At 66.6% G+C, this 21,930-nt stretch carries 14 protein-coding genes; 12 read left to right on the top strand and 2 right to left on the bottom strand.

What is annotated here, in order from left to right:
- Positions 1-57 precede the first annotated feature (57 nt).
- Entirely contained in the window at positions 58-4,164 is a 4,107-nt protein-coding gene (gene agmC, locus CYFUS_RS50605) for an adventurous gliding motility protein AgmC (protein WP_198316588.1), read from the bottom strand.
- A gap of 706 nt (positions 4,165-4,870) precedes the next feature.
- Positions 4,871-6,679 carry an OmpA family protein gene (locus tag CYFUS_RS15865; RefSeq protein ID WP_232537592.1) on the bottom strand — a complete coding sequence of 603 codons (1,809 nt, stop codon included), beginning with the start codon at positions 6,677-6,679 and terminating at the stop codon, positions 4,871-4,873.
- Between the two features lie 316 nt (positions 6,680-6,995).
- On the opposite strand from CYFUS_RS15865, the gene tssJ reads away from it, so the two are divergent.
- The 12 genes from tssJ to tssG all read left to right on the top strand — a co-directional run bounded on the left by tssJ (position 6,996) and on the right by tssG (position 21,906).
- Complete coding sequence (tssJ, locus tag CYFUS_RS15860) at positions 6,996-7,664, top strand: type VI secretion system lipoprotein TssJ (protein WP_420042689.1); 669 nt, start codon at positions 6,996-6,998, stop codon at positions 7,662-7,664.
- Entirely contained in the window at positions 7,661-9,028 is a 1,368-nt protein-coding gene (gene tssK / locus CYFUS_RS15855; RefSeq protein ID WP_095985987.1) for a type VI secretion system baseplate subunit TssK, read from the top strand. Before tssJ ends, tssK begins: the two co-directional genes overlap by 4 nt.
- A 12-nt stretch (positions 9,029-9,040) precedes the next feature.
- Positions 9,041-9,733: a DotU family type IV/VI secretion system protein gene (locus CYFUS_RS15850; protein WP_095985986.1), complete on the top strand. Its 693-nt coding sequence runs from the start codon at positions 9,041-9,043 to the stop codon at positions 9,731-9,733.
- Positions 9,730-13,368, top strand: a complete 3,639-nt coding sequence (tssM, locus tag CYFUS_RS15845) for a type VI secretion system membrane subunit TssM (protein ID WP_232537591.1) — start codon at positions 9,730-9,732, stop codon at positions 13,366-13,368. Before CYFUS_RS15850 ends, tssM begins: the two co-directional genes overlap by 4 nt.
- The gene (gene tagF / locus CYFUS_RS15840) at positions 13,368-14,312 is read left to right on the top strand and encodes a type VI secretion system-associated protein TagF (protein WP_232537590.1); all 945 of its coding nucleotides are present in this window, start codon (positions 13,368-13,370) and stop codon (positions 14,310-14,312) included. The genes tssM and tagF overlap by 1 nt, the downstream gene beginning before the upstream one ends.
- Positions 14,309-15,979 carry a type VI secretion system protein TssA gene (gene tssA, locus CYFUS_RS15835; protein ID WP_095985984.1) on the top strand — a complete coding sequence of 557 codons (1,671 nt, stop codon included), beginning with the start codon at positions 14,309-14,311 and terminating at the stop codon, positions 15,977-15,979. Before tagF ends, tssA begins: the two co-directional genes overlap by 4 nt.
- Before the next feature lie 79 nt (positions 15,980-16,058).
- Positions 16,059-16,568 carry a type VI secretion system contractile sheath small subunit gene (tssB, locus tag CYFUS_RS15830; RefSeq protein ID WP_095985983.1) on the top strand — a complete coding sequence of 170 codons (510 nt, stop codon included), beginning with the start codon at positions 16,059-16,061 and terminating at the stop codon, positions 16,566-16,568.
- Positions 16,569-16,589: 21 nt separating this feature from the next.
- Positions 16,590-18,077, top strand: coding sequence for a type VI secretion system contractile sheath large subunit (tssC, locus tag CYFUS_RS15825; protein ID WP_095985982.1), 1,488 nt, complete (start codon positions 16,590-16,592; stop codon positions 18,075-18,077).
- Positions 18,078-18,187: 110 nt separating this feature from the next.
- Positions 18,188-18,679, top strand: a complete 492-nt coding sequence (tssD, locus tag CYFUS_RS15820; RefSeq protein WP_095985981.1) for a type VI secretion system tube protein TssD — start codon at positions 18,188-18,190, stop codon at positions 18,677-18,679.
- 62 nt (positions 18,680-18,741) lie between these two features.
- Complete coding sequence (gene tssE / locus CYFUS_RS15815) at positions 18,742-19,140, top strand: type VI secretion system baseplate subunit TssE (RefSeq protein WP_095985980.1); 399 nt, start codon at positions 18,742-18,744, stop codon at positions 19,138-19,140.
- A 10-nt stretch (positions 19,141-19,150) separates the two neighbouring features.
- The gene (gene tssF / locus CYFUS_RS15810; RefSeq protein ID WP_095985979.1) at positions 19,151-20,899 is read left to right on the top strand and encodes a type VI secretion system baseplate subunit TssF; all 1,749 of its coding nucleotides are present in this window, start codon (positions 19,151-19,153) and stop codon (positions 20,897-20,899) included.
- Entirely contained in the window at positions 20,863-21,906 is a 1,044-nt protein-coding gene (gene tssG, locus CYFUS_RS15805) for a type VI secretion system baseplate subunit TssG (protein WP_095985978.1), read from the top strand. Before tssF ends, tssG begins: the two co-directional genes overlap by 37 nt.
- Positions 21,907-21,930 lie beyond the last annotated feature (24 nt).

Here is a 21,930-nt window from a genome sequence, read left to right as displayed (position 1 = left end):
GAGGGCGAGAACCAGACCCACCTGGCATATCCGTTCAAAATCAATGCACGCCCCGGCTCACCTGGATCGGCGCCGTCCCGCGCGCAATGCCGCCAACGCCAACAGAGCGAGCCATGAACCGCCACCACCAGTACTGGCGCAGCTCAACCCACCCCCCACGACACGCGCCACCGATCTGCCATCCACCAACAGGGTGACGACCTCGCCCTCGGCGCTGTCGTTTCCCGCCTGGTCCCTGGCAATGGCCTTCAGGTTGTGCGAACCGTCTGCAACGGCCTGGCCGAAATAGGCCACCCAGCGGCCTTGAGCATTCGCCGTGGCCTCGGCAGCCGGAGTCGTGCCGTCGTCGAGCAGCAGCAGCACCTTGACGTTGGGTTCGGCGCTGCCCTCCACCGAGGGAAGCCGCGTGGTCACCCTCAATGACCCCTGGGGCGCGTCGATGCTGGGCGCCTCGGGTGCCTTCGTATCCAACTGCCACTCGTAATGGGCTGGCTTGACACTCTCGTTGTCAGCCATATCCAGGGCCCGCACGCTGACGCAGTTGCGTCCCTCTCTCACGCCCTCCTGGAGTTGGAAGACCGCTCGGGCCCCGCTCCTCGTGCCGGTGCAGTCCCGGGTCCCCGTGGGAGGCGAGACACAGTCGCTCACCTCGCAACGGAAGCCTCGGACCTCGCTTTCCCCCGGCGCCAGGAACTCGAAGCGGACCGCCGGCACACGCTCCCACGTGTTGGGCCCACTCACGATCTCGACGGACGGAGGCGTCCGATCGATATTCCACTCATAGGACTGCTGGAGATCGCGCGGCGTCTGGATCTTCCGCGTTTCATCCAAGGCCACGGCACGGATGGTCATCCTCTCCGAGTAGCTGGAGACGTCGATGGAGATGTTGACGGCGTGAGAGCCATCCGTCGTCGACCCGTCTGGCAGCACCTCGCGGAACTCCTTCAGATCGGTCACGGTCGGGTTGTTGATGACGTAGTAGAACTTGACCGAGTTCTGGGGCAGGCGAGGTTCCACCTCCAGCCGGAAGACCGCGGTCGTGGCATTGGTCGGATTGTCCGCCCCCGAAACCGGGGTGAGCTTGGCAACCGGCAGGCCCTTGTTGACCGTCCACTCGTACTTCGTGGCATTGACACTCTCGTTACCCGCACGATCCCTGGCACGGACGTAGAGCACATAGCCCTTGGTCTCGGGAGTCGGGTAGACGTGGGGAGAGAAACAATCCGTATAGATGACCCCGTCCGTGCTGCACCTGTAGTTGGCGAGGCCGCTGGTCTCGTCGGTCGCCGAGAAGGCGAAGATGCCATAATCCTCGTTGGTGACAGGCTTTGGATTGTTGGTAATGCTCACATCGCTGGGGGGCGTGCGGTCCCACACCCACCTGCAGAAAGCCGGACTCAGATCCGTGTTGCTCGCGGCATCCGTGGCCCGGACGAGCCACGTATAGGTACCGTCGGCGGTGTAGCCAGCATAGGCTTGATCGCAGTTCACGGACTGGGTCGTGGCGTTTACATTGGCGGCACAGGCGTAGGTCATCCCAGTCGGATTGGCGTCCGTGGCGGAGTACCCGAAAGAGAGAGATGAGGCGTTGGCGTACCCATTGGCCGGGCAGCCAGTAAGGGTCGTCTCTGGTGGAACTTGGTCCACAATGAAATTGATTCCACCGCTGGGGGCGCCAGTGTTGGTGGCTGGGTCCGTGGCCGTGGCCGCCACGGTATAGCGCCCATCCGCCAGTGTCGCTGAGGTCTCATAGCGCCAGTTTCCGTTGGAGTCAGCGAGCGCGGTCCTCACGGCAAGGGGCACCTCCGTGGTCCCCATCTTGAGGGTCAGGGTGACGGTACTGCCTCGCTCGGTCGTGCCTGAAACCACGAGCGGTGTGGGGCGCACCAAGGAGTCTCCAACAGGTGACTGGATGGTGACCGTTGGTGCTTCCAGGTCCATGGAGAAGTACACCGGGCTCGACATCTTTGTGTTGCCGGCGAGGTCACGCACGATCACCTGGACCTGGTGCGCGCCAGGAGTGAGGGCACTGCCGGAATAGCTCCAGTCCGTGCCCGTCACCGAACGGTTGTTCGCTACGGGCTCATTGTCCACATACACATCCACCTTGTCCGTCGACTTCTCGACCTTGCCTGCGAACGCCGGGGGATTGCTCGAAATGCCCAGCAAGGCACCATCGGTGGGTTGGGTCACGGAGGCGATCCTTGGCGGGTAGGTGTCGATGTTCCAGGTGTGAGAGGCTGAAGTCCCTGGGTTCCCGGCCAGATCAAGGGCTCTCACATACAACGTATGGTCGCGATTTGGCGTGAGATCGGTGATCGTCACGTCCTTGTCGGTGTTGATCCATGAATTGCCACCAGTGAGGCTGTATTGAAAGGACACGGTGTCGAACGTGTCGATCGAGCTGTCTGGTCGGAAGGTGAAGAAGAAAGACGCCGAGGTGGAGTTGGTGTGGGCAGGTGGAGTCGGGTCGAAGCCAGCGGCAGGGCCTTTGTCGTCGACTGTGAACACCAGCTCCGCACTCGGCTGTCCCCAAAGCCCCTGGTACTCCGTCCGTGCGCTCACCCGATACGTCGTCGCCCGAGACAGATTCAAGATGTCAGAACGATAAATACCACCATCGATCAAATCCGTAAGGGGGCCAACCAAGTCACCGCCACCAATGCTTAACCAGACTTTCCTGCCTTTGGGCGCATTGATGGTGATGGTAGGCGTCGTGCTCTTGACGAAGAGGCTCCCCCCCGCGACGACCGAATCTGAGATTGACAGGCTCGTCACGCTTCCAGGGTCCTGAAGCGCTTCAGGACGCAATGGGGTGGCAAGGATGCCATCGTCTCCTGGCTGGGCGCCATGCGCTGATGAGGACCCACCATTAATCGTCGCAGTGCCTGCGGTACCGTGCGTCACCCGTGTGACACACTGGTTCCCAACCGCCTGCAGCAAGATGTATCCACCCCCGCCACCGCCTCCTGGGCCGAGATACTCGGTACCGGCGTTTGAAGTACCTCCACCGTCGCCCCCTTTGGCCTCGAGCGAGTTGAGACAGTCGATGTTGCTGGCAACACGCAAATAGATGGTGCCACCACCGCCCCCACCCCCGCCTCCCTTTCCATTTGACGATGTGGCGTTTTGACCGTTGGCTACAATCGAGCCATTGCCAACCAAAGAGCCAGCACGAATGAAGACGGCTCCACCTCCGCGGCCTCCTCCTGACCCCTCATGACCAGTACCTCCCCCTCCTCCCAGGATCAGGCGACCGGGGTGGAGTTCTCGGTCGAGCTTGGCGCCCCCTTCTCCCCCTTTCGCGCTTCCACCTGCGCTCGTAGTCGAGGCCGTGTTGCCACCTATCCCTCCGCTGCCACCATTGCTACCACCGCCGCCGCCCGAAAAACCGACAGTACTGTTCGAGCCGACACAGCCTCCGCCACCGCCCGCATTGGCCAACCTCGGATTGTGATTCTGGTCGTCATCATAATCCGCGCCCAGTCCTTCGCCTCGGTTGGCGGGTTCGTTTTGGACCAGGCAAGTGAGGATTCCCGAGTCCCGGCCTCCTCGAAAGCCCGCTCCCGAGGCGGAGATCACCCCATCGTTGATGAGGGTGTTCTGGACGAGGAATGCGATGACTCCCCCTCGCTTTTTACCACCCTCATGCCAAGGGAGCGCCTGGATGGTTCCGGTTCCCTTGATACGAAGGCTGACGAACTCGGGGACGGAGACAACCTGCGTGCGGTCCGCCTCGTAGCTCTGGATGAGACCCGACTCAAGAGTCAACTGGGACTCAGAGGGATCTACCTTAGCGCTGAGCCTCGCGAGTTCCCAGCGTCCCTCCTTCCGTTCGCCTGGTGTCGGAGAGTCGAGATCGATGGTGGTTGTGTCCCCCGGGTCCTCCGTCTGGGTCTGTAGCACGAGAACCAGTTGGCCCTTCCTGAAGCCAGCGGGGCTCAAAAAGTTATCGTTCTCAACGTCCCCGATAGGGATGACTTTGGCGTCACGAGCCAGGTTTTGTTTAACCCCCGCATAGGTATTGACCCTTATGGTCGCTCCCGCCTCCACCGTTCTGCTGCCATCGATGCCCTCCCCAAGGAAGAAGGTATCCCGTTCGGCGGCAGCTGGTGTGGCCACGCCGAGCACCAACAGCGCCAGCAGGGGTTTGAGCATCCTCATGAGTCCGCCACCAACGCGGCCCAGGCGCGTCTGTGCGGAAACGAGCGGGCGGAGTCCAACAGACGGGACGATCGGCGCGAAAACAAGTGCGTCACCACCAGACGGAGGTGCGCCGCGTGTTGGAGCCGTACCTCTACGAGCCTCATTTTTTCTGTCCATGCATCCCCCCCGCGAACAGGGAGCTTCAGAGGGTCTCTGCTCCAACCGCGAGGGCCAGAGCGACTCGGGCGAGGATACCACCGCGACGCATCAGGGGAATGGGGACTTTTCCACGGCCCGCGCTCCTCGTCCCTGGCGACGAGACCCTCGTTGCTTCTCGACTCGCGGTCCGCGAGGCCGCACCGCGCGTTGTCCGTCGGCTTCGCTTTGTCTGGATTGCCCTGACCCGGCCACTCGGATCCTCACGAGGAAGGGGCCTCCATGTCGTGGTCCGGCCCCTCTCCTTCCGCCAGGTAGCGGAAAGCCAGGTCTGACTCACGCCGGTAAAGAAGCACGCCAGGTAGCGCGCTCCCCACTTCCTGGACCGGTGGCCTCTTTCCGTAGGGGCCACCACGAACCGAGGCGCGCGGACATCTCTTCCGCGCGCCTCGGTCCCGGTCCCACGGGCATTCTCCACAGCCAACCAGAACCCGCCCCCCCATGGAAGGACTACCTGGGGCGTCTCTCCTCCATCCCCCCCCTCGCGGTGGGATTCTCTGGCAAACGGCTAGGGCGCATCGGTTGCCTCCTCGCCGTTGCGGATGATCTTGAAGTCCACGCGGCGGTTGTTCTCGCGCCCGATGGATGTCGCGTTGCTGTCGACGGGTCTGTCCGGACCATAGCCCCGGGCCACCAGCCGCTCGGAGGCCACTCCCTTGGCGATCAGGTAGCGGCGCACCTCTTCCGCGCGCTGCTGGGAAGACCGGCGAAGGTCATCCGCGAAGCCGCGATCATCCGTGTGAGCGCCCACCACCACGCGTGGGATCTCCGGGTGCTCACGCATCACCTTGACCACCCAGTCCAGCACCACGAAGGAGCGCTGCTGGATACGAGCCCCGTTGGGGTCGAAATACACCTTGGCGCCATTGATCAGCTTGAGCTGACGAGGCTCGATGGACAGCAGTGGGACTTCGTGCTCGGGGCAGCCCTGGTTCGTCTCCGGTCCCGGCTCCATCGCGCAGACGTCGATGCGGTTGGGCACCTTGTCCTTGTCCGAGTCTTCCTCCGGGCATCCCTTGCGCTCGGCCGGGCCGGGCTCATCAGGGCACTCGTCCTGGTCGTTCTCGATGCCGTCCTTGTCCCGGTCCTTGAGCGGGCAGCCCCGGTTCTCCGCGGGACCGGGCTCCGCCGGGCAGCTGTCCTGCTCGTCCTCGACGTTGTCCTTGTCCTGGTCGCGCATCGGGCAGCCCTGGCGCGCGGCATCACCCGGCTCCGTCGGGCAGGCGTCCAGGGAATCCTCGATGCCGTCCGTATCCGTGTCCGCCCGGGGGCAGCCCCCGCGCGAGACGTCGCCCGACTTGTCCCAGCAGCTGTCCACGCCGTTCATGACACCGTCGCCGTCGTAGTCCCGGTCCGGGCACTCCTTCACCTGATCCACGGCGGTCCCCAGATCGCACTTCACGGAGGTCTCCCCTGGACCTTGCCGCGGCGTCACGTCCCCGAAGGAACCGCCCGCGAGCACCCGGAACAATGGAGTCCCCGGAGCCCCGCCCACCCCCACCCCCGCCAGCGCGAACACCTCCAATGAGGGGTTGACCAGATAGCGCGCTCCCGGCAGGAGTTCCGCCGAGCCGAACTGCCCCGACAGAGGGATCATCCCCCGCACGTTGAACTCGTACCGGAGCCGCCGACCCGTCGAGACCAGTGCTCCGCCCACGCGCAACTCGTTGCCCACGTCGTGGACACCCGCAGGGCCCAGCTCACTGATGCGAGCCACCGGGCGAACCAGGAGTCCCACGTCCAGCCCGGCCCGGATGAAACCGAAGCGCCGCCCCACCATCACCCTGGGCATGTAACGCATTCCCTCGTCCCGGCCGAGGCCCTCGACGCTGCCCACGGGCAGCCCGACGGCTCCCTCCACCGCCACGTCGAGCCCGCCCTTCTCGTTCTGGTCGAACAGACCCAGGCGCAACCCCACCTCGGGCGTTCCCAGCCCGAAAGACCCCGGGCTCGTCAAGCCTGTCCGGCTCGTCCCCTCGCCTCGCTGGAGCGCCACCACCGGGAGTTGCACTCCCAATTGCAACCGGTTTGTCAAAGCATAAGCGGCGGCTACATGCATCGTGGCCCGTCCCCCAACGATGGGCGTGGACCCCTCTCCCTCCCGGGAAATCACCAGCGGATTGTGGGAGTAATGTCCCACGGCGGAGAGGCGGAACTGACCGGCCCGCAGCATCTCCCCCATCCCCACCAACAACGAGCCCTCGGCGCCAGGATTCAGGTCCAGCCGCTCCAGCTCGAAGCCACGCAGCGAGGGCTGCGCGAAGGCCACCATTCCTGGCAATGCCAGGAACAGCACCAGCGCGACAGGCCCAAACATCCTTCGTCTCATGAATCCCCCTCTTCGGACGTGCCGCGGCCCAGCCAGGGCGCGCCACCGCGTAGAGCAGAAATACCAGTCCGAGTCACTCTAGCAGCGTCCGGCTCCAATCCAACAGAGCCGCGCGCGCCTCTGAATCAAGCAATTCAAGAGAGACATACTTAAGTCCGTTGCCCCATTTCGCTACAGGTCCGCCCCCGTCACTCGGAAGTCACGAATGTTTCGAGCGGGCATTGACCATGGACTTGCGGTCTGTTGAACACTCTGGCAGGTTTTCCACCGCCAATCCGACCTGCTGTGGGGGGTTCCACTGCTCGTGCGAAGAGGACTCGTGAAGGCGCAGCCACACGCATACACCAAGACGCGTGCCCTCTCCGGCGGCCGAGGCCGGAGGATTCTGCTCACGCTCCTGCTCGCGGCCACCGCTGGCACCTCATGCGCGAAACGCATCGGGCCAACGCCATGCGAGACCCCACCTCCCATGCAGGTCGTCCTGGACGTCTCCGAGCAGGTGAATCCGGATCCGCGCGGGCGCTCACTGCCCACGGTGGTGCAGGTCATCCAGCTCAAGGACAGCGCGAAGCTGGAGCGCGCGGGCTTTCGTGACTTGTGGGGCCGTCCCAAGGAATTCCTGGGAGAGGATCTGCTCCAGGTGGCTGAGTTCACCGTCGCCCCCGGACAGAAACTCCAGCGGTGGATCCAGCGGGATCCCAAGGCGCGCTTCATCCTGACCATGGGTCACTTCCGCCAGCCACTCGGCTATTCGTGGCGCACCGTCTCCGCGCTCGACCCGGTGCTCCCGCCCTTCTGTGTCGAGAGGGCCGCGGGCGACCAGGGCGAGCCCAGGCCCGGAGACGTGCAGTTGCGCTACCGGCTACAAGGCTATCAAATCGATATGCTTCGCACCCAGTTCTCGCTGACGCAGCCGGCGCCCGCCGTGCCCTCCGAGACCGAGGTGCCAGACCACCCCAAGGGGAGTGCATGAAGATCGCTCAGCGCGTCGTCTGGTCGGAGGGGATGTTCATGAGTCCCCACCACCTGCAGCAGCTCGACCTGTATCACGAGAACCTGTTGGACCTTCGGCTGGCGGCGGTGGAGCCGTACCCGTGGGGCGTCAGCGCGCTGGAGCTGGACATGGAGGCTCTGCGCGCGGGCCGCGTGCAATTGCGCCACTTCAGCGGCGTCCTCCCCGACGGGCTGCCCCTCGCCTTCCAGAGCGGCGACCCCGAGGCCCCGCCGGCCCGCCCCACCGAGGGCTTCTTTCCTCCCGCCCAGCACGTGCTGGATGTCTATCTCGGCGTTCCGCGCGAGCGCAGTGGCGTGGAGAGCTACGGCGGCGGTGAGCGTGTCGGCGGCAATCCCCGCTTCAGTCCGACGAACCGGCCGGTGAACGACCTGACCTCGTCCACCTCCATCGTCCCGGTGGCCTTCGCGCAGCGCAACGTGCGGCTGCTCTTCGGCACCGAGCCGCGCGAGGACTACGACGCCATCAAGCTCTTCGAGCTGTCGCGCGATCGCTCCGGCAGCCTGACGCTCGTGGAGAACTACATCCCGCCGGCGCTGCGCATCGACGCGTCGCCCTACATCATGTCCGAGCTGCGCAACCTGCTGCGGCTCATCGTCGCCAAGCAGCGCCAGCTCGCCTCGCGGCGCCGGCACCGGGACGCCTCCGCGCTCGAGTTCGCCGCCTCGGACGTGACGCTCTTCCTGGAGCTCAACGCCCTCAACGGCATCATCCCCCTGCTCCAGCACGCCATCGACTCGGGCAGCATGAGGCCGCACGCGCTCTACCTGGCCCTCAGCCAGTGCGCGGGACAGCTCTGCTCGTTCGTGGCGGACGCGGATCCCACCACCCTGCCGCCCTTCCAGTTCACCCAGCTGCGCGTCACCTTCGAGGAGCTCTTCCGCCGCTTCCAGACGCTGCTGCGCGCCGTGGCGCTCGAGCAGTGCCTCGCGGTGCAGATGCAGCCCGGGGAGGACCGGCTCTATCGCGGGAAACTGGAGGACGAGCGGCTCGATCGCTGCGGCCAGTTCTTCCTCTCCGTGCGCAGCGAGCTGCCGGAGCGGATGGTGGCCGAGCAGCTCCCCAAGCTCGCCAAGCTCGCCAGTTGGGGGGACATCCAGAACCTGGTGCACGCCGCGTCGCCCGGCGTCCCCATCCAGGTCAACTACCGCCCTCCGCCCGAGGTGCCCATCCAGCCGGGGACCCTCTACTTCTCGCTCTTCATCTCGGACGGCTACTGGAGGAACGCGATGCGCGACCGAACGCTCGCCCTCTACCTCCCGCACCCCTTCGACGCCTCCCAGACGACGGTGGAGTTGCTCGCCGTCCCCACCGCCTCCCGCTGACGACCCACCGCCATGCAACGAACCACCGAGGCCACCAAGGACTGCTTCGACGCGGCGATCCGGATCCGCAACTCGGATGCCGCCGCGGTGCCGCCCCCCGAGGTGCTGCACCACCGCCTGCGCGGCGTCGTGGACGAGATGCTGCGGCGCGCGGCGGTGCTGGGCTTCAGCCACCAAGACGCCCAGGACATGGCCTACGCCCTCGTCGCCCTGCTCGACGAGGTCGCGCTCAGCCGGCCCGAGCCCTACCGCTCCTTCTGGATGACCAACCAGTTGCAGCTGCAGTACTTCAACGAGAACGTGGCGGGTGACGGCTTCTTCCACCGCCTGCAAGCCATCCGGAAGGATCCACACCGCGCCGAGGTGCTGCAGGTCTACTACCTGTGCATGCTCTTCGGCTTCCAGGGCCGCTACCGCATCCGCGGCGGCGAGCTGGAGCTGATGACGCTCATCGACTCGGTCCAGAAGGATCTGGAGCGGGCGAAGCCCTTCGACTTCGAGGTCCTGTCGCCCCACGCGGAGCGGCCCACCGAGTCGATGCTCGCGGGCAAGCGCAAGCTGTCGCCGATGGTCATCTCCCTCGGGGCACTGGTGCTCGCTCTGGTCGTCTACGGCGGATTGCTGTTCAACCTGGACAGCACCGTCGACACCTTCATGAACGAGATCAAGCTCCACATGGCCACCAACACGGGGGCGTCGCAATGATGTTCTGGACCCTCGTCGTCACGACGCTGGTGGGGATGGCGTGGGGTGCCATCTCCCTGCTGGGGCTGCCGCCCCTTCTGACGGGGCTCGTCGCCCTGGGCGCGCTGCTGGTGGTCGCGAGCGTGAAGTGGCTCGTGGGCAAGGTGCGCTCGCGCAAGGCGGCCAAGAAGCTCGAGGGCGCCCTGGAGGCCCAGGCCGAGGAGCAGATCAAGACGGTACGGCCGGACCTGCAGCCGGAGATCAAGGCCATGCAGGCCGAGTTCTCCAAGGCGGTGGAGGCGCTCAAGACCTCCAAGCTGTCGCGGGGCCGCAAGGACGCGCTCGCCATCCTGCCCTGGTACCTCATCGTCGGGCCGCCGGGCGCGGGCAAGAGCACCGCGCTGCGCAACTCGGGACTGAAGTTCCCCTATCTCTCCTCCAAGGGCGGCGGCGTGCGGGGCGTGGGTGGCACACGCAACTGCGACTGGTGGCTCACCAACGAGGCCGTGCTCCTCGACACCGCCGGCCGCTACCTGAGCAGCGAGGATGATCGGCCCGAGTGGTTCGCCTTCCTCGACACGCTCTCGAAGTACCGCCCCAAGCGGCCCATCAACGGGCTCATCGTCGCGGTGAGCGTCAGCGAGCTGATGGGCGTGGATCCCCAGGCCGCTGGCGAGCTGGGACAGAACATCCGTGAGCGCCTGGACGAGATCACGTCCCGCCTGCGCACGCTGGTGCCCGTGTACCTGATGCTCACCAAGTGCGACCTCATCCCCGGCTTCACGGAGATGTACGCGGACCTGACCCGCTCCGAGCGGGGGCAGATCTGGGGTTTCACCGTGCCCATGGGCGCCCAGGCGGAAGCGTCCACGGATCTGCTGCTGGAGCGCTTCGACGAGCTGGTGAGCGTGCTGGAGCAGCGCACCCTCAAGCGGCTGGGGCAGGAGCGCCGGCTGGAGGCGCGCGAACACATCTACCAGTTCCCCCAGCGCTTCGACGAGCTGCGCAAGAACCTGGCCGAGTTCGCCCAGCCGCTCTTCCTGGACAACGTGTACCAGGACACGCCGGTGATGCGCGGGCTGTACTTCACCAGCGGCACCCAGGACCAGAAGCCGATGGAGCGGCTGTCCGGTTCCTCGTCGGATCTCTTCGGGGACTCGCGCCCGGCCGAGCCGAGCGCGGAGGGCCGCAGCTACTTCCTGTGGGACATCTTCACCAAGGTCATGTTCCAGGACCAGGAGATGGCCGTCCGCAGCTCCATGGAAGAGCAGCGCTACCGCCGACGGCAGCGGATGGTGGCGGCCACCTATTTCACGGCCGCGGCGCTGGTGCTCGTGCTTCCCTTCGTCTCCTTCTTCCAGAACCGGAGGCTGGCGCGCGACGTGCGCGATGCCATCACCTCCGTGCAGCTCGATGACCGAGACGACATCAAGCGCATCGATGACCTGCTGCCCCTGCAGCGGCAGCTCGAGAAGCTGACGGCGAACCAGAAGGAGGGGACGCCCTTCTGGCTGCGCTTCGGGATGTACCAGGGGGACACGCTCTTCCCGAAAGCGCAGTCCTTCTACAACTCCGCCATGCGCCGGGTGCTGCTGGGAAAGCAATACGAGCGCATCGAGCAGAACCTCGACCTGTTCTCGCGCAACCAAGAGTCGCCGGACTGGAAGCCCGGAAGCGAGGACTACGCGCACCACTTCGATGCGCTGAAGATGTACCTGCTCATCACCTGGCCCCACACGCAGCGCGAGCCCTCGCTCGATGACGCCCATCAGGACTGGCTGGTGACCCAGATGGTACGGCATTGGACCCACCTGAAGGGCACGGGAGGAGAGGCCAACCTGCAACAGGCCATCACCCACCATGCGCGCACATACATCCGGATGTTGGCGGCGGACCCGGAGCAGCTCGCGTTCGCCCGCAACAGCAACCTGGTGCGCGCCACCCGCCGGGGCCTCAACCGGATTCCGCTGCCCACGCTGGAGATGGAGCGAATCGTCGCCGAGGTGGGTCGCGAGTATCCAGAGCAGACCCTCGATGACATCGTCGGCGCCGTCCCGGCCATGCGCGCCACCAAACGCGTCCGTGGTGCCTTCACTAAGACGGCCTGGGACCAGGTGGTGCGCCAGCGGCTGGATACCGCCTTCCAGGACAAGGAAGGCTGGGTGCTGGACAAGGATGCCCTGGAAGACGAGGAGGCGTCGCGCCGAGACCTGCGCACGCGCTACTACCAACAGTACATCCAGGAGTGGAGGGACTTCCTCCAGTCCATCAGCGTCCGGCCTCCCGACGACGTGGACCAGATGCAGACGCTGCTCGAGAGCCTCACGCGCGGCAAGCCGCCCGCCTTCGGCAAGTTGTTCAGGGCGCTCTCGTATAACGTGCAGTTGGTCCGCGCCAACAAGGAGGAGACCAAGAATCCGGTCCGGAAGGCCTATGAGAAAGTCTTCCCGCCGGACGGCGACAAGGAGGAGCGCAAGCTCATCGACGAGGACTCGGCCACGGGCGAGTTCACGCTCGGGCCCCGGGACGTGGAGAAGGAGTTCGCCACCCTCATCCGGTTCAGCAACGAGAAGACGCCCACGAACGACGGCGCGGAGCAGTTGACGTCCCTGGACTTCTACCAGGACCAGCTCGCCCTGGTGCAGTTGGCCCTGTTAGGCGTGAAGGAGAAGCCCTCGGAATCCGGCGCACTGCTGGAGAAGATCAAGACCACGCGCGAGAACGTGGCGATGCTCGTCAAGAAGTACGAGAGCGGCGGCCCCATCCTCGAGAAGCTGCTGCTGCCGCCCTTCCAGGACATGCGCAGCATCGTGTTCGCTGGCGTCGCGCAGAAGAAGAGCAACGACTGGTGCGAGGCCATCACCACGCCGTTCGCCCAGCTCATGAGCAACCGCTATCCGTTCGTCCGCTCGTCGATGCAGGACGCGCCCCTGGCCGAGCTGTCGGAGTTCCTCCGGCCCTCGGGTGGCACCCTGCGCAAATTCCTCCAGCAGAACCTGGCCGACGAGGTGGTCACCTCCGGGCGCAAGTGGACGTTCGCCACCTTCAACACGCGCGACATGTACCGCGACGAGCTGCTCACCTTCATCGAGAAGACGAACGCCCTGGCGCTCACCCTCTTCCCGGGCGACACCGTGGATCCGCTCGTGCGCTTCCAGGTGCGCATCCGCGCGGGCACGTCACCGGACACGGCGCCCTCGGAGATCTCCTCCATCACACTGACGATCGACGGCACCGACGAGGTCTACCGCAACGGTCCGGACAACGTCTGGAAGCCCATGACCTGGCCCGGCCAGGCCGGCAAGCTGGGCGCGCACATCCACGTGGAGAACGCCTCGGGCGCCACCGCGGACATCGACGAGCCCGGCGAGTGGGGCCTGTTCCGGCTGCTCGAGCGCGTCAAGCGCATCGAGCCCAGCGGGGATGGACGCTTCTTCTCCGCCATCTGGGAGATCGAGGACATGAACGGGGCGCTCGTCGCCATCGACTTCCGCCCCGAGCGCACCGCCAACCCGTTCTTCGGCCTGTCGGGCAACAACACCTCGCGGCTGCTGCAGATCTTCCGGGATCCGGGCCTGTTCCCCCCTCGCGGGATCGCCCGGGGTGGCAAGGGGTGTGTCGAGGAAGCCGTCATCAGCGCGAATGGAGCGCCTTGATGACGCAGTCGCCCCACATCGGGCTGCTGGGCAAGACGCCGCGCCACGCGGAGTTCGTCCGGCACAACGCGTCCAGCACCCTGGCGCGCTACCTCCTGCGCTGGCTGGAGGAGGGCACCAGCCGGCTGCACGGGGCCCGGAGCGCCTTGCCCTCGTCGTCGGTGAGCTTCGTCTTCACCGCGCCGGGAGAGGGCTCGGTGCTGGTGGGCCTCCTCGCGCCGAGCACGGACAGCCTGGGGCGCGCCTTCCCCCTGTCGGTGTTCCAGGAGCTGCCCGCATCGGAGGTGGCCGACCGCTACGCCCTGCTGCCAGAGAGCTTCCAGCCCTTCCTGCGCGCCAGCGCGGCGCTGCTGGACGAGGCGCCCTCGCTCGACGTGGCCCTTTTGAAGGAGCGCGCGGAGCGGCTGCCCTCCGTGAGGCCCGGTGACGTCCGCGTGGCCGAGCGACTGCGACAGGCCCTGCTCTCCGAGCAGCACTGCGCGGAGCTGCTCCAGCACGTCGGTGCGCAACAGCCCTCGGAGGGACGCTACTACGCGCTGCACACCTTCCTCACCGCGTGCGCGGGCGAGCGCCACCGCGAGCAGGACCTCGCCAACGTGATGTTGGACTGTCCCTTCCCCTCGCATCTGGGCCCTGTCGCCTGGCTGGAGCTCGCCACGCGGCTGCTGCGCTGGTCCTCCATGCCCCCCACCTTCTTCTGGTCCGAGGGAGAGCAGCCCCGACTCCTGCTGTGCCTGGGCGCGGCGCCCCCCACGCTCCTGCTCCATCTGGCCCAGCCCACGCGCACGGGCACCCAGCTCTGGCCCCTGCGCACCGAGCGGCCCGCGGCCATGGCCCACGCGAAGCAAGCGCTGTCGCCCGCCCAGCGCCAGATCATCGACTCCTCCACCAGTACGCTCGAGCAGCTCCTGCAGGCCCTCACGAGGAAGGAGCGCCCGTCATGACGCCCTCCCCCGAGACCCTTCGCGAGCGCGCCCGCACGTGGCTGGAGCCCATCTCCGCCGACGCCCCCTGCGGGTCCGCGTCCAAGCACCACCCCACCTACGAGGCCGTCGCCACGGAGGTGGCCAAGCTCGAGTCGCCCTCGGGGGACGCCGTGCGCTGGGACGAGGTCGTCCGGGGCGCGGGAGAGATGCTGCGCAGCACCTCCAAGGACCTGTGGCTCGCCTCCTACTTCGCCTACGGGCTGTACGCGACCGAGGGGCTGCCCGGCGCCATCACCGGAGCCACCCTGCTGGCGGAGCTGACCGAGCAGTACTGGCAGGGTCTCTTCCCGGAGGCCTCGCGCCTGCGCAGCCGCGGGCTCGCGCTGTCCTGGTTCGTGGAGCGCATGACCTGGGTGCTCCCCAACGTGCAGGTCCAGGGCACGTCGCCCGCGGTGGTGGAGGCCCTGGCCGCCGCGGTGTCGAAGCTCGCGGAGGTGACGCGCGCGCGCCTCGCATCCCAGGCGCCGGCGCTCGGGCCCCTGCTCACGAGCATCGAGCGGCTGCGCGCGAGCCTTCCCCAGGAGAGCGCTCCGCCCGCGCCGTCGCCTCCGGCTTCCGCGCCCACCGCCACGCCTCCCGAGCCCACGGTCACCCCGCCCGCGTCCGCCGCGCCCGAGGTGGCACCAGCCGCCCCCAGCGCCAGCCCCGCCCCCACCCCGCCTCCCGCGACCCCGAGCATCCAGGCCTCCCAGCTCCCTCCCGCCCCCGGTGGCGAGCCTCCCCGCGCGGATGCCATCACGGACTTCCTGCGCAACATCGGCGCGTCGCTGACGAACGCGGCCGGAGTGCTGCGCCAAGCCAACCCGGCCGACCCGCTCGCCTACCGCCTGCTGCGCACCGGACTGTGGCTGCATATCGCCCAGCCACCCCCTGCCGGAGCCAATGGGAGGACATCCCTCCCGCCACTCCCCGCCCCGCTGCGCGCGAAGCTGGAAACCCTGACAACCAATGCCCGCTGGGTGGAATTGCTCGACGAAGCCGAGTCCGCCACGGCTCAGTATCGGTTTGTCCTGGATTTACAACGCTTCAGCGCCAATGCCCTGGCATCACTCGGCGCCACCCATGCGCCCGCACGAGAGACATTACTGCTGGAATTGAGTGGTTTCCTCAAACGCCTGCCGGCGGTGGTGGAACTCGTGGCGGCGGATGGCACGCCCCTGACGGACACGGCCACGAAAGAATGGCTGCGGCGCGAGGTGCTCGCCCCTCCCACCGCCGCGCCACGGCCCTTCACGGCGCCGCCCCTGGCGCGTGGGCTGGACGCGCCGCCCAGGGACGCGCCCTCGGCAGGAGAATCCGAGACACTCGAGCAGCTCCACGGCCACCTCGCCGCCGCCACGACGGCGCGCGCGCGCTTCGTCGCGCGGCTACGGATCGCTCGGATGTGTGCTCAACAGGGACAAACCTCCGCGGCCCAGGCCCTCTATGAAGCGCTCGATGCCGAATGCACACAACACGCGCTCGACGCCTGGGAGCCGGCGCTCGCCGCCGCGTGCCTCGAGGGCTTCCTGACGTGTGCCCTCACCGCAAAAGATTCACCGAACCAACTGGTAGGAGATCTTTGGATCCGTTATCGTCGTCTCGTCCAGCTCGATCCCGTTGCCGCCTTGCGCGTTCAACCTTGAGACCTCGGCAACGATCCTGGACGAGTTCCAGCTGGCGACGAACCCACGCCGCACCTGTCATGCAAGGAGATAGTCCCAGATGAGCAAAGAGAGTTCCGTCGCCCCTACCGAGCGCGTCAACATCGTCTACAAGCCCGCCACGGGGAACATGCAGGAGCAGGTCGAGCTCCCCCTGAAGATGCTGATGATGGGTGACTTCACCGGCCGGCCGGATGACCGCCCGTTGGAGGAGCGCGCGCCCATCAACGTGGACAAGATGAACTTCAACGAGGTCATGGCGCAGCAGGACCTCAAGGTGAACGCGTCCGTCACGGACAAGCTGTCCAACGAGGAAGGCGCCTCGATCTCCGTGGATCTCCAGTTCAAGAACCTGGCGGACTTCGCGCCCGAGAGCATCGTCAATCAGGTGCCGGAGCTGCGCAAGCTGCTGGAGCTGCGCAGCGCGCTCACCGCGCTCAAGGGACCCCTGGGCAACGTGCCGGCGTTCCGCAAGAAGCTCCAGGCGATGCTCGCCGACGACGAGGGCCGCAAGCGCCTCATCGACGAACTCGGCCTGAAGGTGGACGGCGGCGAGAACCAGACCAAGTAGTCCCAGCAGAGAGCGTGAACCATGAGCACCGAGATCGTTTCCCAGAAGTCGGCGACCCCCGCGGCTGCCCTGCAGTCTCCCTCCCTGCTCGATGAAATCCTCTCCGAGGCGAAGATCAAGCCCAAGGACGAGGGCTACAGCATCGCGCGCCAGGGCGTGGAGGCCTTCATCTCCGAAATGCTGGCGCCCCACCGCGCCGAGGAGCGTGTGGACAAGGCCCTGGTCGACGCGATGATCGCGGAGATCGACCGGCGCCTGACGTCCCAGGTCAACGAGATCATGCACCACCAGGAAATCCAGAAGCTGGAGTCCTCGTGGCGCTCGCTGAAGTTCCTGGTGGACCGGGTGGACTTCCGCGAGAACATCCGCGTGGAGATGCTCAATGTCTCCAAGGAAGACCTGCTCAAGGACTTCGAGGACTCGCCCGAGGTGGTGAAGTCCGGCCTGTACCGGCTCGCCTACTCCAACGAGTACGGCGTGTTCGGTGGCAAGCCGTACGGCATGATGCTGGGCAACTACGACTTCGGCCCGGGTCCGCAGGACATCGATCTGCTGCGCAAGTGCGCGTCCGTGGCGGCCATGGCGCACGCGCCCTTCATCGCCAACGCCAGCCCGGAGATGTTCGGCGAGCAGGACTACCTCAACCTGCCCAACCTCAAGGATCTCAAGTCCCTGTTCGAGGGCCCGCAGTACGCCCGGTGGCACTCGTTCCGCGAGAGCGAGGACGCGCGCTACGTGGGCCTGTGCATGCCGCGCTTCCTGCTGCGCCTGCCCTACGGCGAGAAGACGATTCCCGTGAAGGCCTTCAACTTCACCGAGGACGTCATCGGCCACCACGACCGCTACCTGTGGGGCCACGCCTCCACGGCGTTCGCCAGCCGCGTGGCGGACTCGTTCGCCAAGTACCGCTGGAGCCCGAACATCATCGGCCCGCAGTCCGGGGGCGCGGTGGAGATGATGCCGCTGCACCAGTACGAGGCCATGGGGGAGATCCAGACCAAGGTGCCCACCGAGGTGATGCTCACCGAGCGGCGCGAGTACGAGCTGAGCGAGGAGGGCTTCATCGGCCTGGTGTTCCGCAAGGACGCGGACAACGCGGCGTTCTTCTCGGCCAACTCGGTGCAGAAGCCCAAGTTCTTCGGCAGCACGCCGGAGGGCAAGGCGGCGGAGACCAACTACCGGCTCGGCACGCAACTGCCGTACATGTTCATCATGACGCGGCTGGCGCACTACGTGAAGGTGCTCCAGCGCGAGCAGATTGGCAGCTGGAAGGAGCGCTCGGACCTGGAGCGCGAACTCAACCAGTGGATGAGCCAGTACATCGCCGACATGGACGATCCGGCGCCCGCCGTGCGCTCGCGCCGTCCGTTGCGCGCCGCGCGCGTGTCCGTGGAGGACGTGGAGGGCCAGCCAGGCTGGTACCGCTGCAACCTCCAGGTGCGTCCGCACTTCAAGTACATGGGCGCGGCCTTCACGCTGTCCCTGGTGGGCAAGTTGGACAAGGAGTGAGCCCGTCACACCCGTGAGCGAAGTGACGTCGATCGCGGGCTCCGTCACCGCCGGGCCTCCCAAGGGCCCGGCTTTCCGCGCCAGACATGGCGCAAACGACGAGGTGAATCATGGCTGAATCAGTACACCTGTACCTGAAGGCGAATGGCACGGACATCAAGGGCGAGAGCACGCAGACGAGCCTGGGCCGCCAGGACTCCATCGAGTGCATCGCCTTCACGCACGAGGTCATCACCGCGCGTGAGTCCGGCTCCGGTCTGGCGACGGGCCGCCGTCAGTACCCGCCCATCACCATCACCAAGCGCATCGACAAGTCGTCGCCGCTGATGATGAAGGCCCTGTGCGAGAACCAGGTCATCGAGGCCCAGTTCAAGTTCTTCCGCCCCAACCCGACGGGAGACGGCACGACCGAGCAGTTCTACACCATCGCCATCAAGAAGGGCCGCATCAACAGCATCAAGCAGCACGTGCCGGACAGCTTCGTGCCCACCAGCACCAACCTGCCGCCGATGGAGGACGTCACCTTCGTGTTCCACACCATCGACTGGACCATCACCAACGGTGGCGTGACGCACACCGACACCTGGGATACCCAGCGCTAGTCTGTCTTGCCTTCGGAGCGTCCGGAGGACTCCCGGGCGCTCCGAAGCAGGGCCCATCCGCCATGGCCGAACGAGGACTCCTGACACGACTGGCCGCCAGCGGCCAGGGCTCGCTCGCGCCCCGGGGCAACCCGGTGGGAGCCATCGCCGAGCACCTGCGCGCCCTGCTCAATACCCGGAAGGGGGAGTCACCCGCCTCTCCGAATTTCGGGATCATGGACTTCAACGACATCATCCATCTCTTCCCGGCGGCCATCCCGAGGATGCAGCAGTCCATCCGCACGGCCATCCAGGAGTTCGAGCCGCGGCTGAAGAACGTCGTCGTCATGCAGGTGTCGGACGAGAACCACCCCACCGCCCTGCGCTTCGACATCGTCGCTCAGCTCAACGTCAAGGACGCGCGCGGCACCGTCCGCTTCCACACCGAGCTGTACCCCGGCGGCCGCGTGGACCTCTGGTGAAAGGGCGAGGATGTTCAGCAAATACTACCTGAGCGAGCTGAGCTATCTCCGGGAGATGGGACGGGCCTTTGGCCTGGCCAACCCGAGCGTCGCCGGCCTCCTGGTGGAGCGCGGCGCGGATCCCGACGTGGAGCGGCTGCTGGAGGGCTTCGCCTTCCTCACCGCGCGCATCCGGGAGCGGGTAGACGACGATGTCCCCGAGATGGTGCAGGGCCTGACGGAGCTGCTGCTGCCGCACTACCTGCGTCCGGTGCCCGCCTGCTCCATTGTGGAGTTCACCCCCCAGATTCGCGCCCTGCGTGGCAGGTCCCGCATCGCCGCGGGCGCCGAGGTGGCCGCGCAGCCGCTCGACGGCACCAGCTGCGTCTTCCGCACCATGAGCGACGTGGATCTGCTTCCGCTCACCGTGCAGGACGCCCTGTTGGACCGCTCGTCGGTGTCCTCGCCGGTGTTGCGCCTCTTCTTCCAGACGACGGAGCAGGGGCTCGAGGAGCTGCGGCGGCCCCAGGGACTGCGCCTCTTCATCCACGGGGAGCTGTCCGCGAGCGCGCTCATCCTGCTGTGGCTGCTGCGCTACTGCCGTCAGGTGAGGGTGCGCGGTGCCTCCGGTGGAGAGGGCGTGGTGCTCCAGCCCAAGTGCATCCGCCCCGTGGGGCTCGAGCGTGACTTCCCCTTGCTGCCCTGGCCCCGGGCCTTCGAGGGTTACCGGCTGCTCCAGGAGTACTTCACCCTGCCGGAGAAGTTCCTCTTCTTCGAGGTGCGGGGCCTGGAGGCGGCCTCGACGGTGATGGAGGAGCGCTTCGAGATCGCCTTCCACCTGGAGCGGCCGCCCCCTCTGGACGCACGCATCACCCGGGAGATGTTCCGCCTGCACTGCGCCCCGGTCATCAACCTCTTCCGGGCCCCCGCGGATCCCCTCTTCCACCATGCCCTGGGCCGTGAGCACCTGGTCCGAGCCTCGGAGCTGCCTCCCACGCATGCGGAGGTGTACTCCGTGGACTCGGTCACGGGGCTGACTGCCGGGCGGAGCGAGCGCCGCACCTACCGGCCCTTCCATGAGTTCGAGCACACCACGAGCGAGGGCGCCGAGCCGGCCTTCTACCGGCTGCGGCGCATCCACTCGCCCGTGGATGATGGCATCGACACCTATCTCACCCTGGAGACCCCGCGGGACGTGGCGCCCACGCTCGGGGCCGAGGAGGTGCTGTCCATCGATCTCACCTGCACCAATCGGACGCTGCCCGCGCGGCTGCAGGTAGGGGACATCTGCCTGCCCACGTCGGCTTCGCCCACCAACGCGAAGTTCAAGAATATCTCTCCGGTGAGCCGGCCGGCGCGCGCACCGCTGGGCACCGAGCTGCACTGGCGGCTGCTCTCGCACCTGGCCATCAACCAGCACTCCATCGCGGATGCCGCCGCACTGCGGCGCCTGCTGGACCTGTACAACTTCCAGGCGCTCGCGGACAACCTCGCCGCCCGCGCCAGCCGCCTGCGCATCAATGCCATCCGCACCGTGGAGACCCGACCTCTCACGCGCTTCTTCGAGGGCGTGCCCCTGCGCGGCAATCGCTCCCAGGTGGATATGGACGAGACGAACTTCATGGGCGTGGGAGATGCCTTCCTCTTTGGATGCATCCTCGATGAGCTGCTCGCCTCCCACGTCACGCTCAACTCCTTCAACGAGCTGGCCATCCGGCTCCAGCCTTCGCAGACCGAGTTCTCATGGCTCCCGAGGAACGGCTCCCTGACGCTTTTGTAGAGCCAGCCCGCAAGCTGGCCGAGCTGGCGCCGCAGCTGGGCTTCTTCCAGCTCGTGGCCTACCTGGAGCGCCTGACGGCCTCTGGGACGGCCCGCGTTGGGAGCGTGGGCCCGGTCAACGAGGAGATGATCCGCTTCCGGCATGATCCCTCGCTGGGCTTCTCCTCGGGGGATGTCAGCGCGGTGACGCTGCGCCAGGTGCCCGTGCGCGCGGAGGATGCCTTCTCACGGCGTCCCCTGTTCGAAGTCGTCACCCGCTTCCTCGGGCTCACGGGCTCGGTGAGCCCGCTGCCGATGTACATCGCCGAGGAGGTGGCCCAGGAGGATCCGGACCACGCCGTGCGCCGGGAGTTCCTGGACCTCTTCCATCACCGGCTGCTGTCCCTGCTCTACCGCATCGAGTCCAAGTACCGCGTCAGCAGCGAGTCCAACGCCGACCACACCGACCAGTGGTCCCGGCGGCTGCTGGCGCTCGCCGGCTTCGACACGTACGAGGGAGAGCGCACGAGCAAGCTGCCCACGCGGCGGCTGCTGCGCATCGTGCCGCTGCTGGCCTCGCGCGCGCGTACCGCCGAGAAGCTGGAGGCGGCACTGGAGGACGTGCTCGGCGAAGATCTGGCAGGCGCGCGGGTACGGGTGGAGCAGTTCGTGGGCCGCTGGGTGGACATCGATGCCCGGCTGCAGCTGGGCCGCAACTACAACATCCTCGGGAAGAACACCGTGCTGGGCGGCAAGGCCTATGATCGGATGGGGAAGATCAAGATCCACATCGAGCCGCTCCCCACCACCGTGTACCGGCGGATGCTGCCCGGGGGGGACCTGCTGCCCCAGGCGCGGGAAGTGGTGCGACTGTTCCTGATGGATCCCCTCGAGTACGAGTTCGAGCTGGGGCTCACGGAGAGCGTCACCCAGACGTTCAAGCTCTCGAGCACGCAGTCGGCGCAGTTGGGGCGGGACACGTGGTTGGGCAAGGGCCGACAGGTGCGCCTCTCGATTCCCGTCACTTGAAGCGTGACGTCCGGAGGCGCCGGC

The sequence above is a fragment of the Cystobacter fuscus genome (genome assembly GCF_002305875.1).
In the GTDB taxonomy this organism is placed as follows: Bacteria; Myxococcota; Myxococcia; order Myxococcales; family Myxococcaceae; genus Cystobacter; species Cystobacter fuscus_A.
This window is presented reverse-complemented; position numbering and strand designations above follow the sequence as displayed.